12 protein-coding genes are annotated in these 14896 nt (G+C 51.4%); 10 read left to right on the forward strand and 2 right to left on the reverse strand.

What is annotated here, in order from left to right:
* Positions 1-366: 366 nt before the first annotated feature.
* From ACO08I_RS12345 to ACO08I_RS12365, 5 genes are all read left to right on the forward strand, one after another.
* Positions 367-1896: a sensor histidine kinase gene (locus ACO08I_RS12345; protein WP_282775530.1), complete on the forward strand. Its 1530-nt coding sequence runs from the start codon at positions 367-369 to the stop codon at positions 1894-1896.
* A gap of 63 nt (positions 1897-1959) precedes the next feature.
* Complete coding sequence (locus ACO08I_RS12350; protein WP_282775529.1) at positions 1960-2688, forward strand: response regulator transcription factor; 729 nt, start codon at positions 1960-1962, stop codon at positions 2686-2688.
* 229 nt (positions 2689-2917) lie between these two features.
* Positions 2918-3955 (forward strand): quinone-dependent dihydroorotate dehydrogenase, encoded by a 1038-nt coding sequence (locus ACO08I_RS12355; protein WP_421949719.1) that lies wholly within the window; start codon positions 2918-2920, stop codon positions 3953-3955.
* Positions 3956-4608: 653 nt separating this feature from the next.
* Positions 4609-6189 carry an AAA family ATPase gene (locus ACO08I_RS12360; protein WP_421949463.1) on the forward strand — a complete coding sequence of 527 codons (1581 nt, stop codon included), beginning with the start codon at positions 4609-4611 and terminating at the stop codon, positions 6187-6189.
* Positions 6190-6404: 215 nt separating this feature from the next.
* Positions 6405-7886 (forward strand): T9SS type A sorting domain-containing protein, encoded by a 1482-nt coding sequence (locus ACO08I_RS12365; RefSeq protein WP_421949464.1) that lies wholly within the window; start codon positions 6405-6407, stop codon positions 7884-7886.
* Between the two features lie 65 nt (positions 7887-7951).
* Here the strand turns inward: ACO08I_RS12365 and nadC are convergent, their stop codons facing one another.
* Together nadC and ACO08I_RS12375 are read right to left on the reverse strand one after the other, a co-directional pair.
* On the reverse strand, positions 7952-8818 hold the full coding sequence (gene nadC, locus ACO08I_RS12370) for a carboxylating nicotinate-nucleotide diphosphorylase (RefSeq protein ID WP_421949465.1): 867 nt from the start codon (positions 8816-8818) through the stop codon (positions 7952-7954).
* 398 nt (positions 8819-9216) lie between these two features.
* A complete protein-coding gene (locus ACO08I_RS12375) occupies positions 9217-9957 on the reverse strand; it encodes a porin family protein (RefSeq protein WP_421949466.1) in 741 nt (246 codons plus the stop codon).
* A 165-nt stretch (positions 9958-10122) separates the two neighbouring features.
* Here ACO08I_RS12375 and ACO08I_RS12380 point away from each other — a divergent pair, with 165 nt between their 5' ends.
* The 5 genes from ACO08I_RS12380 (at position 10123) to def (ending at position 14886) form a co-directional block, all read left to right on the forward strand.
* Positions 10123-11166: a hypothetical protein gene (locus ACO08I_RS12380; protein ID WP_421949467.1), complete on the forward strand. Its 1044-nt coding sequence runs from the start codon at positions 10123-10125 to the stop codon at positions 11164-11166.
* 45 nt (positions 11167-11211) lie between these two features.
* On the forward strand, positions 11212-12990 hold the full coding sequence (locus ACO08I_RS12385) for a DNA polymerase III subunit gamma/tau (RefSeq protein ID WP_282778770.1): 1779 nt from the start codon (positions 11212-11214) through the stop codon (positions 12988-12990).
* 170 nt (positions 12991-13160) lie between these two features.
* The gene (locus tag ACO08I_RS12390) at positions 13161-13850 is read left to right on the forward strand and encodes a Crp/Fnr family transcriptional regulator (RefSeq protein WP_282778771.1); all 690 of its coding nucleotides are present in this window, start codon (positions 13161-13163) and stop codon (positions 13848-13850) included.
* Between the two features lie 57 nt (positions 13851-13907).
* Positions 13908-14324 (forward strand): Holliday junction resolvase RuvX, encoded by a 417-nt coding sequence (gene ruvX / locus ACO08I_RS12395; RefSeq protein ID WP_282778773.1) that lies wholly within the window; start codon positions 13908-13910, stop codon positions 14322-14324.
* Between the two features lie 7 nt (positions 14325-14331).
* A complete protein-coding gene (gene def, locus ACO08I_RS12400) occupies positions 14332-14886 on the forward strand; it encodes a peptide deformylase (RefSeq protein WP_282778776.1) in 555 nt (184 codons plus the stop codon).
* Positions 14887-14896: the final 10 nt, after the last annotated feature.

Raw genomic sequence — 14896 nt, forward strand, 5'->3', positions numbered from 1 at the left:
ATAATTTAACAAGATGGCCCCGAAACCGCACCTTTTCTTTGGAGTACGAGGCTTTGTCCCAAAGCAAAACAAAAAACATACTTCAAATTCATTGCCCACTTGCCAAAAAAAATATTGAATTTGCATTCTGAACTACCAATCATCAGGAATTTATTAATGCGAATGAAATGTCGCCCAGATTACAAAGCGAGTTATTTGTCCGGATAAAACGACATATTGTCCCCCGGCGTTAAAGGTCTGTTAAACAGGGCTTCACCCTGATAGGAATGCTTAACTTTAAGAGTTTAGTTCCTGTTGGGTAGTCAAAGTATCAATTTGCCTGGTAGCAGGCGAGCTAAAAAGTACAAATCAAGAAGGCCGTTCTTTATGAATAAAAAAGCAATCTGGGCGATAATCGGGCTGATGAGTGCCGCTGTTTTGGGCGTAGTGATTCTACAGATGGACCTCATCCGTACAGCCGTTGCTGTTAACGAAGAACGCTTTGAGAAAAACATTTATGCCGCGCTCAATGCAGTGACCCGCAGGCTGGAAACCGAGGAGAGTCAGGAGGTACTTCAGTACTCCCTGAATGGGTTCCAAAATGCCTACTACCAGGAAATGAATGGGGCAAAACTTGACCTGCCCGACAACCTGCCCCCCAACTTCAACTGGAGTCCCTCCGACATGGCCAATGGCGGCAATCAGGTGAGCAGGGGCGCCTGGCTCAACTGGCTCACTGCAGAGCTGCTCAACGACTGCAGCTCCCCGGAATGCATTAAACGTAAGGACACTTACCGCAAGCTGATGGTGATTTTCGAACAAAGCGCCCGGGGCATTCCGTTAGAAGAACGGATTAAGCTGAAGCAACTCGACAAATTCCTCAAACAGGAACTTTCTAACCGGGGCATAGATACCGAATACAGTTACGGGATTTTCTCCAGAGAAAAAAACAGTTTTATTATTGCTGACGGGCACTACGTGGTTGAGGACGATCAGCCAAAGGAAATTTTGCCTGGCTTCCGGACTATCTTTAACTCCCGCTATAAAGTGGACCTGTTTCCGGAAGATGCAACGGCGCCCGGCATGCTGATGATCCACTTCCCGCAACGCACCAGTTTTGTCTGGCGTTCCCTGTGGCTCAACTTCTTAGGGTCAATTGTATTCACCACGATTATCCTCTTTTGCTTTGCTTACACCATCAATGTGATCTTCCGGCAAAAGAAGCTCTCGTCCATGAAGACGGACTTCATCAACAACATGACACATGAGTTCAAAACGCCGATCGCAACGATTTCCCTGGCCGCCGATTCCATCATAAGTCCGATGATCGCAGGTAAAGCAGACAAAGTCGGGCGCTTCGCCAACATAATAAAACAGGAAAATAAACGTATGAATAGTCAGGTAGAGAAAGTTCTACAGATGGCTTTGATTGACAAAAAGGACTTTTCACTCAAAGTTTCTGATGTCAATTTGCATGACATTATTCATAATGCGGTAGAAAACATCAGCTTGCAGGTAGAGAAAAAGGGCGGCAAAGCCTGGGCCGAACTGGAAGCCAGCAACCCGATGATCGAGGGGGATAACATCCATATCTCGAATATCATCAACAATCTGCTGGACAACGCGAATAAGTATTCGCCTGATGAACCGGAAATTTCCGTACATACCCGTAACGTGCCCAACGGTGTGGAAGTCACCATTTCTGACAAAGGCATCGGTATGAACAAAGAGCAGCGTAAGCATATCTTTGACAAATTCTACCGTGTGCACACCGGTGACGTACATGATGTAAAAGGTTTTGGCCTGGGCTTAAGCTATGTCAAAGCGATGATGACCGCCCATCAGGGGCAAATTGATGTGAAAAGTGAATTGGGCAAAGGCAGTAGCTTCACGCTCTTCTTTCCCTGCAAACAATAAGTTAACGCTGCGGCGCCCGGCTGTCCGCAACAAAACAAACTCCAGAACAGAAAACCTCCGACTATGGCAGAAAACAAGATACTTCTGGTAGAAGATGACCAAAATTTTGGCGATGTCCTGCGCTCCTATCTGGAAATGCACGACTATGACGTTACCCTCGCAACCGACGGGGAGCAGGGTTTGGAAAAATATAATGACGGCACCTATGATTTGTGCATTTTTGATGTCATGATGCCCAAAAAAGATGGGTTCACCCTGGCTAAGGAAATCCGTGAAAAGGATGAGGAGATGCCCATCATCTTCCTCACAGCAAAGACGATGAAGGAGGATGTAGTCAAAGGTTTTAAAATCGGAGCTGATGACTACATTTCCAAACCCTTTAATTCTGAAGAGCTGCTTTACCGCATTCAGGCTATTCTCAAGAGGAGTCAGGCAAAAGCGGACCCCAGGGAAGAAATCAAGGAGTTCAGCATCGGCAAGTATCACTTCAACTTCCCCTTACGTATCCTGACGTTTGACCCCGATGGCCCGGAAGAAGAAGAAAATAAGCTGTCGCCAAAGGAGGCACAACTGTTGCGGATGTTTGCCATGTACATGAACGACATTCTGCCACGCTCGGAAGCCCTGACTAAGATTTGGGGGGAAGACAATTACTTCACAGCGCGTAGTATGGACGTATTCGTCACCAAGCTCCGCAAGTACCTGAAGAGAGACGGAAACATTGAAATCGTCAATATTCACGGAAACGGCTTTCAGCTTCTGGTGCGTGCAGAAGAGGGTGCCTCTAAATAAAAGCAGGAAATTCGGGCACTGTACCACTTTTTTTGTCTATAGCGCTCAATTCATTTGGCGGTAAATGAACAAATAAGTATATTTGTGAAACTACAATACATGATTAAACCAGGCTTGTCTGAAAAGTCTGATCAAGAATAGTTTTTGGGATTATGATTCCGGCTGGGTAGAAAAATGCTACCTGGCCTTTTTTTATGCCCGCAATCGCCTATTTTTGCGACTAAAAGCCGTGTATAAATCCCTGCTCAAACCTTTCTTCTTCCGCTTCTCGCCGGAGCGGGCCCATCATATTACCCTTAGCCTTTTCAATTTTGGATTGTCGGTGCCTGGCGTCGGCACGTTGCTGCGGCGTCTATACCGCTATAAGCATCCTGCCCTGCGCCGTGAGCTCTTCGGGCTGACTTTTGAGAACCCCGTAGGCCTCGCCGCCGGATTTGACAAGGACGGGAAGCACTACAGGACGATGGCCAACCTTGGTTTTGGCTTTATTGAGGTCGGCACCGTTACGCCAAAGGGGCAGGACGGCAACCCGCAGCCCCGCCTGTTCCGCCTTCCGGCTGACGAGGGCCTCATCAACCGGATGGGCTTCAACAACGATGGCGTGGAAGCCCTGGTAGAACGCCTAAAGCGGTACGGCAAGCCCAAAGGCGTTATCATTGGCGGCAATATTGGCAAAAACAAAGTGACCCCCAACGAGCAGGCGGCTGATGATTATGTCAAATGCTTCGAAGCGTTATTTCCCTACGTTGACTACTTTGTGGTCAACGTCAGTTCGCCCAATACGCCCAACCTGCGCGATCTTCAGGAAAAAGAGCCTCTGTCAAAGCTGCTTCAACTGTTGCAGGATCTCAACCGGGCTAAGCCGGCCCCTAAGCCCCTAATCCTCAAAATCGCTCCGGACCTCACCAATGGGCAACTGGACGACATCCTCGATATTGCCCGGGAGACGCAGCTCGATGGCCTCATTGCCACCAATACCACGATCAGCCGGGAAGGCCTGACCACGCCCGCCGCAAAAGTGGAAGCCATAGGTGCAGGAGGGCTCAGCGGTCAGCCTGTCAAAGCGCGCGCAACTGAGGTCATTCGGTACCTGGCACAGCGCAGCAACGGTGCTTTCAAAATCATCGGCGTAGGCGGTATTAGCAGCCCTGAGGATGCCATCGAGAAACTGGATGCCGGCGCTGACCTCATCCAAATCTACTCCGGCCTCGTATACGAAGGCCCGGGGCTGGTGCGGCGGATCAATCAGGCACTGGCTGCACGGTAGGTTGCCCGAAATGGGATTCACGCAGCGGACGCTAAGGTGCACGCGGGGAGCGCGAAGTTTCAAGCAGCGCACGCGGGGTATTACGGAGGTTGCCCTTACGCTGCGAACTTTGCGAAACCCTTCCTCCCCTTTGCGTGAACTACCGTATGAAGGTTTCATGCAGCGTACGCTAAGGTGCACGCTAAGTGCGCGAAGCATTCCCGAGGACGGCCCTCACGCTGCGAACTTTGCGCGATCTTTCCCTCCCTTTGCGTGAACCCTCCTGCCCCATCCAACACTCACATTACAAAAAACCACTATGGCATCGTTTTTGAAGTAAATATTTCGCCTGCTTAGTAGGACCAATCAGCATCGCTGAGCGAAAATTTCTGCAGCGCATTTATCTATTGCTTAAACCAACTTCAATACCATGCAAGAGCGTACTTACCGCCTCTATCAGGACATCCGGTTCTGGCTGGCCCTGGCATCTTTTTGCCTACTCCTTTGGATGACCATGAAAGGCTATCCGGTGTGAAACCAACAGGACCTGATTACAAACAGCAGCCCCGCTAAGTGACCAATGGATCAGCTTGGCGGGGCTTTGTTTTACAACCAAGAGGACACAATTGATGGTATTATTTTCCGTACCTTTAGCGAGTATAGAAAAGTTGAATATGGCTAAGGAATTCAATGTCACGGGTACTTGCTATCCTGCTATGCATTATATGGCGGACATTAGCGCCAAACTCGGGCATATTTTGGAAATGGTGGAGAAAGGCCGGTATTTCACCATCAACCGGCCCCGGCAGTACGGCAAAACCACCATGCTGGCTACACTAAACGATGCGCTTTCAAACAGCAGTGCGTACCTCCCCATAAGAATGAACTTTCAGGGCATTGACAGTAAGTGGCATGAAACAGACGCTGCTTTTGCGCAAATGGTGCTCAACCATATGAAAACAACCCTGGAATATCAGGATAAACAACTATTTGAAGTTATTCGGGAAAAAGAGGCGGAGGCCGATGGAATGGATGGGCTGTCAAGGCTAATCACACACCTGGCGCATCGGTCGAAGAAAAAACTGGTCCTGCTCATCGACGAAGTGGATGCAAGCAGCAACTACTGGCCCTTCCTCCGCTTTCTGGGCATGCTGCGGAGCAAATACCTCGACCGGTTCTCTCCCCAGCATGCGACCTTTCACAGTGTGGTACTCGCGGGCGTACATGATGTAAAGTCCCTGAAATCCAGAATCCGGCCGGGAGAAGACAATACCGGGCAATACAACAGCCCCTGGAATATCGCTGCCGATTTCAAAGTGACGATGAGCTTTCTGCCAGAGGAGATCGTGCCTATGCTGGAGGACTTCGCACAGGAACAGCACGTGCAACTCAATGCTCCGCATCTGGCGAATAGGCTATACTATTACACCTCCGGCTATCCCTTTCTGGTGAGCAAGCTTTGCAAAATCATGGCGGAGGACATCCTATTGGCAAAAACAGAAAAAGCATTAACTGAAGCCGACCTGGAGCAAGCCGTACAGCAATTGCTGCGGGAAGACAATACCAACTTCGAGAGCCTGATCAAAAACCTCGAGAACAATCCGGAACTGTACAACCTGGCTTTTCAGGTGATTATAAATGGAGCAAACATACCTTTCAATCCGGATGAGCCCATAACGGCAATGGGGCGTTTATACGGTATTTTCAAGTCTAACGGGCGGCTCAGCATTCACAACAGAATTTATGAGCAACGCCTGTACAGCTACATGACGGCAAAGTACTATCGGGAACAACTCAGTCAGGAACAAGAGGTTTCTCCGGGACTCTACACTACCCCCGATGGACAGGGGCTCGACCTGGAGCGGGCACTGCTCCGTTTCCAGCAGTACCTGCGCGAGCAGCACAGCAAACGGGACGAGCATTTTCTGGAACGGCACTGGCGCCTCGTCTTCCTGGCCTTTCTAAAGCCCATCATCAATGGCAAAGGGCACGACTTTAAGGAGGCACAAATCTCCGAAGAAAAGCGGCTGGATGTCGTTGTCACCTACAATCACCACAAATACATCATAGAGCTCAAACGCTGGTACGGGGAGCAGGCGCATCAGCGCGGTTTGCTGCAACTCGCGGACTACCTGCAGCGGCAAGGCATGGATGAAGGCTACCTCCTCATCTTCGACCCACGCCGTCAGGGGGACGTGCCGGCGCATGGGTGGGAGGAAGTGGAGGGGAAGCGGGTGTTTGTGGTTTGGGTGTGAGCTTATCTGTTGCCGCTCAGCTCTTTTAGCAGCCTTGCGGTCTCGTGAAGGAGTTTAGCCACCTCTATTACTTGAATCCACGAATTATGAAGCACTTCATTCTAACTTATACAACGGATACTAAGGAAAAGGGAAGTGTGTACCCTCAAGTTAAAGTGTTGGAACTGTTTCAACCCCTATAATCGTAAAAACGCTAACCTCAAAATTCAAAACTTATGAAACAGCTTTTTCTCACGCTCCTTTATTGTTATTGTGCAGCCACCCTCCTTCCCGCTCAAATACAGGCAGGAAGTGACATCCTTGGGGAGGAGGCCGGCGACAAAAGCGGGTTTTCTGTCGCACTCTCCGGAGATGGGAGCCGTATTGTGATTGGAGCCCCTTCTCATGATGGGGAATGGACGCTCAGTGGGCAGGCAAGAGTAATGGAATATCGGAATGGCACCTGGGAGCAGTTGGGTTCTGCCCTTAAAGAACCGTTCGGGTTTGCCGATCAGCAGGGCTTTGCTGTTGACATCTCTGATGATGGCAACCGGGTAGTCACGGGCCTGCCTGGCTACTTCGAAATCAACCCTGCAAGGCGTGGAGCCGTACGAGTGTACACCTGGGAAGATGAAGATTGGCAACAGATGGGAAGTATGCTGGAAGGCGGCCCGGAAGGTCAAGCTTTAATAAGTTTTGGTCATATCGTTGCTATGTCAGGTGATGGAAACCGAATTGCAGTAGGTACTCAGGCTGCCTCAGAAGACGCTTTTGGCGAAGTGAAGGTCTATGAGTGGGATGGTGCCGAATGGGCTTTGCTTGGACAGCCTGTTGTTGCAGAAAACCCTGACCGGGCCTTTGCATCGGTGGTAAGCCTGAATAGCGATGGAACGATTTTAGCTGTCGGAAATTACAATAGTGTGGATAGTACCAGTGGAGGCAGTGTACACGTTTATAGCTTCAATGGTAACGACTGGGTGCAAAAAGGGCAAACGCTCCGGGGGAACCACTTTGAGGACTATTTTGGTTTAGACCTTGAACTGAATGCCGATGGCGATATGCTTGTGGTCGGAAGCCCCCGAGATTCTTCTTATCTCATTCTCGCAGGCAAAGTACAAGTTTATTCATTTCAGGAAAGCCAATGGGTCCCAAGGGGGGACCCATTATACGGAGCATTTGTAGATGCCTTGGGTTGGACCGTAGCGATTTCTGCTGATGGTGACCGAATTGTCTGCGGAGCCCCGCATAGTGATACCTGGGATATATTTGTTGGTTATTTACAGGTTTATCAATGGAATGGGCAAACCTATGTACCAATTGGGCTGCGGCTGGAAGGAGACCTGGGAACTGATGAATTTGCTTCTGCTGTCTCAATTTCTGCTGATGGGAGCCGGGTAGCAGGTGCATCCTTTGAAAATACTTTCCAGAGTGAACAGCCAGGCTTTACAAGGGTCTTTGATATTGGCTATTTGACTGGGACGCAATCCATAGCCCCACCAATTGCACCACTAACCCTCTTCCCTAACCCAACCAAGGATGGCATCATAAGTATAGAAGGGGATTTTGAAGGTGCGTGCAGCATCTATAGTACAACCGGTCAGCTTATTAGCCAACAGACCGTAAATGACCAGCAGATTAACCTGACGGCTCTCCCGGCAGGGACCTATTGGTTGTACTTCGGAATACAGGGGGCTTACAAAATCATCAAGAAGAATTAGGCTGGACAATCTCTATTCCGCGCTGATTGGGAAAAACTTCTCTTCAGCGCGGAAATTCGATTCCCCTACGCCACCACCACCTTCAAGCTCAAGTCCAAACTCTGAGCCGAGTGCGTCAGCGCACCTACAGAGACGTAGTCCACACCCGTTAGCGCCACTTCGCGGACGTTGTGAATGTTGACGCCGCCGGAAGCCTCTGTTTCAAAGCGCTTGTTGACCGTGTGCACGGCTTCTTCCATCAGCGGCAGTTCAAAGTTGTCCAGCAGGATACGGGTGACCTGCCCAACCTGAAGGACCTCGTGCAGCTCTACCAGATTGCGGACCTCCACTGTAACGCCAAGGTCCGTACCTTTTTCCTTTTGATAAGCCGCCACCCGCTCGATGGCTGCCGTAATACTGCCACAGGCATCAATGTGGTTGTCCTTGATCATAATCCAGTCGAAAAGGCCGAAGCGGTAGTTGTCACAGCCGCCCAACTTCACCGCCAGTTTTTCCAATGGGCGGATCAGCGGCGTGGTCTTACGCGTATCGAGGATGGTCACATTCAGGTCTTCCACCTCAAATTTGAAGCGGTTGCTCAGGGTAGCGATACCGGTCATGCGTTGCATGGTATTGAGCACGAGGCGCTCGGCACGCAGTAACGCCTGCGCATTACATTCTACCTCAAAAGCCACATCGCCGTAACTGACGGGCTGACCGTCTTTCACCTTTAGGGTAAAGGTTGAGCTGGGGTCCACATGCCGGAAAATGTAGGCGGCAACGTCCATCCCGGCGATCACGCCCGGATCTTTAACGTACAGGCGGGCCTTTGACCGCGCATCTGAGGGAATACAAGCCAGGGAAGTATGGTCACCGTCGCCCACATCTTCTTTCAATGCCTGTATAACGAAAAATTCGAGGTAGTCTTGAAGTTCTGCCATGTTTGTGCTCATACCCTGTTTGTTTTGTGCCCGGAATTTAAGACTACCCGGCAGTGCGCCAGGCAGCTTTTGGGCCGCAAAGGTAAAGCTTTTCAGGCAAATTATCCAGTGCTGGTTCGATGAAAGGTTCACGCTGATGGGGGTGAGGTTTCACGCAGCGTACGCTAAGGGGAGCGCAAAGTGCGCAAAGCATTCCAGATACGCCTCTTGCGCTGCGGCCTTTGCGAAACCCTTCCTTTGTGCTGCCTTTGCGTGAAATCCACTATGAAAGTTTCACGCAGCGTACACAGAGGGTGACGCAAAGTGCGCTAAGCGTTCTAAGTGCGCCTCTTGCGCTGCAGCCTTTGCGAAACTCTTCCTTTGCGGCCTTTGCGAAACCCTTCCTTTGCGGCCTTTGCGTGCAACCCTCTCTAAAACAACACCCCCAGCCGCAGCACAACGCCCCGCGCTACGCCTTTGCTATCCTCAGCATCCTGATTGGAAACGCTGTTGTCCAGGTAAACGGTGTCATCATCTTTGGTCACATCCGTGAAGCCGAACTGCAGGCCGATGCCTGCCACCAAAGAAGTGCTTTCTGAAACGCTGTACTCAATGCCGCCATTCAGCCCCCAGAAAAGGTTCAGCAGGCGCACGTCTGGCCGGATATTGATGTCATTGCATTCTTCAGCATCATCAGCATTGCGAATATCGCCTTTGGCCTGCGTGCGGAAACCGATGCCAACATTAGGCTCCATAAAGTAGCGGATGTAGCCGAATTCCCGGGTGCGCATTTTCAGCCCGATCGGGATTTCCACGTACTGTATAGAGTATTTCAAATTGGGCGCCTGCTGCTCTTCCATGAAGAAGGCACAATCGGCAGGGACTTCAGAGTTGGCCCAGTAGATACCGGTATTGGAGTGCAGCAGCGTACCCCCTGAATTGAAAGAAAACCCTAAGCCTGTGGCCAGTGCATAGTTTTCCTGAAAGTAAAACTCGCCCATCAGCCCCATTTTAAGGCCCAGGTTGGTACCATTGGTGCTGATGGAGTTTTTATCGGTAGACATCCAGTTGAAAGCGGGGCTGACCTGAAAGCCAAAGCGGACCGCCTGCTGAGCTTCCGCTAAGGTGGAAAGTCCAATCAGGAAAGCAGCAAAAACAACAATTTTTTTCATCTTCTTCAGTTTTTGTAAGCAGGTGTATGATCAGGAAGCGTCTGTGCTCTTGATGCAAAAATAAACGTACATCGTCAAACGTGGCGGTAAAATATAAAAAACACAACGTTAATGTTTAATGCAATACCATTAGCTTCGCGGTTTCAGATTATAAACTCAACTTTTATGAGCGCAAAACGAATGCATTTGTTCACTTTTTTGATAGCAACCACCCTGATTTGGGGCTGCCAAACAGGGGAACAGGAATTTATACCCGATGTTTCAGGCATCGAAGCGGAGGTGGATATCCGGCGCTTCGATCAGGCGCTCTTTCAGCTGGATACGAATAACATGCAGGCAGCTCTGGAAGGGCTGATGGAAGACTATCCGGAACTGGGCGACCTTTACTTTAGCCGCATCCTCCGGGCCAACGACCCGCGCATGGCACCCGATGGGCCCGCTCCCTATGTCAAAGGGTTCCTGCAGCACGAGCCGGTACGCAACCTTTACGATTCCGTACAGGTGCACTATCCGGACCTGTCAGATATAGAGGAGGAACTGGAGCAGGCGTTCCGGTTTTTCCAGTATTATTTCCCCGATGAGCCGGTGCCCACTGTCTCTACCCTGATTTCGGAATACGCGGTAGCGGCTTTCGTGTACGGTGAAAACGACCTGGGAGTTTCTCTGGATTATTTTCTCGGAGAGGACTACCCCTACCAAAAGCTGAACCCCCGCGATCCGGCATTTTCCGCTTACCTCACCCGTACCTTCAACCGGCAGCACCTGACTTCCAAAGCCATTCAGACCCTCATCAACGGGCTCGTGCCTCCGCCCCGGCAGCAACGCCTTATCGACCTGATGGTCAACAACGGCAAAAAGCTCTACATCCTGGACAAACTCCTGCCTTACGCTCCGGACAGCGTCAAACTGGAAGTGACCGGCGAGCAGGTGGAGTGGCTAAACGATAATGAGCTGGAAATGTGGGCTTTCTTCATCAAAGAGGACCTGATGTACGAAACGGACAGCCGCAAAATCCGAAAACTCGTGGATTACAGCCCTCACTCTCCGGGCATGCCGGAAGAAGCGCCCGGCCGCACCGCCAACTGGGTGGGCTGGCAGATCGTCCGGACCTACATGCAACGACACCCGGAGGCGACGATGCAGGACCTCATTGCGCTGGAGGACGCACAGGCCCTACTCGATGCCAGCCGCTACAAACCTGGCCGGTAAACGCCCGAAATTTTGTATCTTTGCATACCTCGAAAATAGCCATGCATGAGCAATTTTATTGTTTCCGCCAGAAAGTACCGCCCTACCCGCTTCGATGAAGTGGTGGGCCAACAGCACGTTTCGCTTACGCTAAAAAATGCGCTGCAGAACGACCACCTGGCGCATGCATTCCTTTTTTGTGGCCCCCGGGGGGTCGGCAAAACCACCTGTGCCCGTATCCTGGCCAAGGTGCTGAACTGTCAGAATGTAACCGAGGACCACGAGCCATGCGGGGTTTGCGACTCTTGCAAGTCCTTCAGTGAGAATGCCTCCTTCAACATCACTGAGCTGGATGCCGCCTCTAACAACAGCGTGGAGCACATCCGCGCACTCATAGAGCAGGTGCGCTTTCAGCCGCAGCAGGGCCGGTATAAGATTTTCATCATTGATGAGGTCCACATGCTTTCCCAACAGGCCTTCAATGCCTTTCTGAAGACCCTGGAGGAACCGCCTTCCTACGCCATCTTCATCCTGGCGACCACCGAAAAGCACAAGATTATCCCGACCATCCTGTCCCGGTGCCAGATTTTCGACTTCCGGCGGATACAGGTGCAGGATATGGTCGATCACCTGCAGAGCATTTGCGATACCGAAGACATTCAGGCCGACCCGGATGCCCTGCATATCATCGGACAAAAGGCAGACGGCGCACTAAGGGATGCTCTGTCCATTTTTGACCGCATCGTCTCCTTCAGTGGCAACCGCATTACCTACGAGGATGTCATTGAGAACCTCAACGTGCTGGACTACGACTACTATTTCCGGGTCGTGGACGCCATGCTGCAGGAGGACCGCAATCAGATGCTGCTGATTTTTGATGAAATCCTGCGCAAGGGTTTTGACCCTGATCTCTTCATCAACGGGCTGGCAGAGCACCTGCGTAATGTACTGGTGTGCAAAGACGCCCAAACCCTCGATTTGCTGGAAGTCAGCGGTGGGCTAAAAGACCGGTACGAGCAGCAAGCCCGGCTGTTGCCCGCCCAACTGCTCCTCACCGCCCTGAATATTGCCAACGACTGTGACCTGGGCTATCGTCTGGCCCGCAACAAGCGCCTGCACGTTGAAATGGCGCTGCTCAAAATGACTTACATCAACCGGGCCTTTCAGCTGTCTGAAGCTCAGTTGTCTGCGCCTGCCCCGGAAAAAAAAACGGCTGACGTAAGCACCTCAGCCCCACCACCACAGGTCCCGGAGCCTGCGCCTAAGCCCGTAGCGGCCCCTACAGCGGAGACGCCCGCCCCAACTGCGGAAGAAGCGCCTGCAGCCCCACCACCGGATTCAGCAACAAAACCCGCCGCCCCCACGCCTGTAAAAAAGACCAAGCACGTCCTGCCCAAGATGAAGAAGCTGGACGCGATGTTGGCTGAAATTAAGGAAGAAGAGGCGCAAACAACTAAGGAAGAAACAGCAGAGCCCATCACCCTGGAGCGGGCACAGGAAGCCTGGGGCCAATACATTGACCAATGCGAGCAGGAATCGGTGAAAGTGATCATGCGCAATGCCGAGCTCGCACTCCTGGGTGAACAGGAAATACAGGTGACAGTCTCCTCCAATCTGGCAGAAAATACCATACGGCAGGAAGACGGCTTGGTAGAGCACCTGCGGGCCACCCTCAAAGCGCCGGGCATCATGATGCGGGTGGAAGTCGATAAAAGTAGCGCCCCGGAGCCCCCACCCAAGCCCAAACGCCTGATGACCAGCAAAGAGAAATACCTGGAGATGCGGGAAACCAACCCCCTGCTTCAGGAAATGCAAAAACGGTTTGATTTGCGCCCCGATGAATAGGGTTATTTGAGATTCCACACTCAATGGGGGGCAGCATCTATTTGTCGTAAATGTTCTGTGCCGGACACTTTCCCCGGATGATCTTTGAAATGGGAGCACGCAACCGGCGTTAACCATTGGTTAGCTTATTTTCAAAGCTATACACCTCCGCAAACTAAACCTGAAAGGCTATGACTAGCGAGCAGTCCCTTTGGTACCTGGAAAATATTGACCTGAGCGGCATCCTCTGCCCGCGTAAGATTAAGCGGGGCGACCTGGATACCCACGAGCACAAAGTATTTGACAAAGGCAGCTATATTTATTTGCCTGATGAATACGCCGACCGCATGTTCTTCATCACCGAAGGCCGGGTAAAAATCGGCACCTACAGCGATCAGGGCAAGGAGGTCACCAAAGCCATTATCGGCCCCGGTGAGGTATTTGGGGAGCTGTCGATGATCGGCGAAAACAGGCGGCATGACTTTGCTTACGCTATGGAGCAGACCCGTACCTGCATCATGACGGTAGGAGACCTACAGGATATGATGCGGGAGCACAGTGCCCTGTCCCTCTTCCTGATGCGCACCATGGGCTCCCGAATGCTGGAAATGGAGAACCGTCTGCAATCACTCGTTTTCAAAGATTCCCGTACCCGCATTATTGACTACCTGGTCAGCCTGGTTCACAAAAAAGGACAGCGCGTGGGCTACGAAATGCTGGTCCGGAAGTTCCTCACCCATCAGGAAATAGCCAACCTCACCGCCACTTCCCGGCAAACCGTGACCACCGTCCTCAACGAGCTGCGCAATAAAGACATCCTCACTTTCGACCGCAAACGGCTGCTGGTCCGGGATATGGAAGCCCTTGAAAAGGAAAAATAATGCGTTTGCCCTTTTTTAGCGGTAACTGTCTTACCTTTGCGCCCTAAATCACTACGTTTGGCAAGGATTCTGAGCATCGACTATGGCACTAAGCGCACCGGGCTGGCAGTTACCGACCCGCTGCAGATCATCCCGACCGGGTTGGACACGGTGCCTACCTCCGGGCTGGAAGCCTATCTGCAGGATTACCTGAACAGAGAAGAGGTCGAAACCATCGTCGTTGGCGAGCCCCTTTATCCGGATGGCAATCCGGCCCAAATCCATCATATGGTGGTGGGGTTGGCCCGGAAGCTGCGCAAACTTTTTCCCGAAGTGGAAGTTGTTATGCAGGATGAACGCTTCACCTCCGAAGAGGCCAAATCTGTAATTCGTCAAAGTGGTGCCCGCCGGAAAAAGCGACAGGACAAAGGCCTTGTAGACAAAGTAAGCGCCGTCCTCATCCTGCGGGATTATCTAGAACAAAACCGGTACTAATTCAATCATGATACTGCCCATTTACGCCTACGGACAACCTGTCCTTAAAAAGGAAGCAGAAGACATACAGCCGGACTATCCCGGCCTTGCAGAACTGATCGAGAATATGTGGGAGACCATGTACTTTGCCGAGGGCGTGGGGCTTGCTGCTCCCCAAATTGGCCGTTCTATCCGCATTTTCATGGTCGACACCGCACAGGTCGAGCGTAAAGACAGCGAGGAGGAAGGTATTAAAAAAGTCTTCATCAATGCCCATAAAGTAGAAGAAGGGGGCAATCCCTGGCCCTATGAGGAAGGTTGCCTGAGCATTCCGGATGTACGGGGCGAAGTGGAGCGCCCTGCACAGATTCGCCTGCGCTATATGGATGAGAACTTCGAGGAGCACGAGGAAGTGTTCACCGGATTTAATGCCCGGGTCATTCAGCATGAATACGACCACATTGATGGCATCCTGTTCACGGAGCACCTCAAGCCGATCAAGCGCCGCCTCATCCGCCGAAAGCTGGACAGCATCAAAAAAGGCAAAATCAAGGTGGACTATAAGATGAAGTTCCCACGCTAGGATTACACCA

It is taken from the genome of Phaeodactylibacter xiamenensis (assembly GCF_965229835.1).
GTDB lineage: Bacteria > Bacteroidota > Bacteroidia > Chitinophagales > Saprospiraceae > Phaeodactylibacter > Phaeodactylibacter xiamenensis.

Coding starts and splice junctions, on each gene's coding strand:
- ACO08I_RS12345 (WP_282775530.1), top strand. CDS start 367: ATGAATAAAAAAGCAATCTGGGCGATAATCGGGCTGATGAGTGCCGCT.
- ACO08I_RS12350 (WP_282775529.1), top strand. CDS start 1,960: ATGGCAGAAAACAAGATACTTCTGGTAGAAGATGACCAAAATTTTGGC.
- ACO08I_RS12360 (WP_421949463.1), top strand. CDS start 4,609: ATGGCTAAGGAATTCAATGTCACGGGTACTTGCTATCCTGCTATGCAT.
- ACO08I_RS12365 (WP_421949464.1), top strand. CDS start 6,405: ATGAAACAGCTTTTTCTCACGCTCCTTTATTGTTATTGTGCAGCCACC.
- nadC (WP_421949465.1), bottom strand. CDS start 8,818: ATGAGCACAAACATGGCAGAACTTCAAGACTACCTCGAATTTTTCGTT.
- ACO08I_RS12375 (WP_421949466.1), bottom strand. CDS start 9,957: ATGAAAAAAATTGTTGTTTTTGCTGCTTTCCTGATTGGACTTTCCACC.
- ACO08I_RS12380 (WP_421949467.1), top strand. CDS start 10,123: ATGAGCGCAAAACGAATGCATTTGTTCACTTTTTTGATAGCAACCACC.
- ACO08I_RS12385 (WP_282778770.1), top strand. CDS start 11,212: ATGAGCAATTTTATTGTTTCCGCCAGAAAGTACCGCCCTACCCGCTTC.
- ACO08I_RS12390 (WP_282778771.1), top strand. CDS start 13,161: ATGACTAGCGAGCAGTCCCTTTGGTACCTGGAAAATATTGACCTGAGC.
- def (WP_282778776.1), top strand. CDS start 14,332: ATGATACTGCCCATTTACGCCTACGGACAACCTGTCCTTAAAAAGGAA.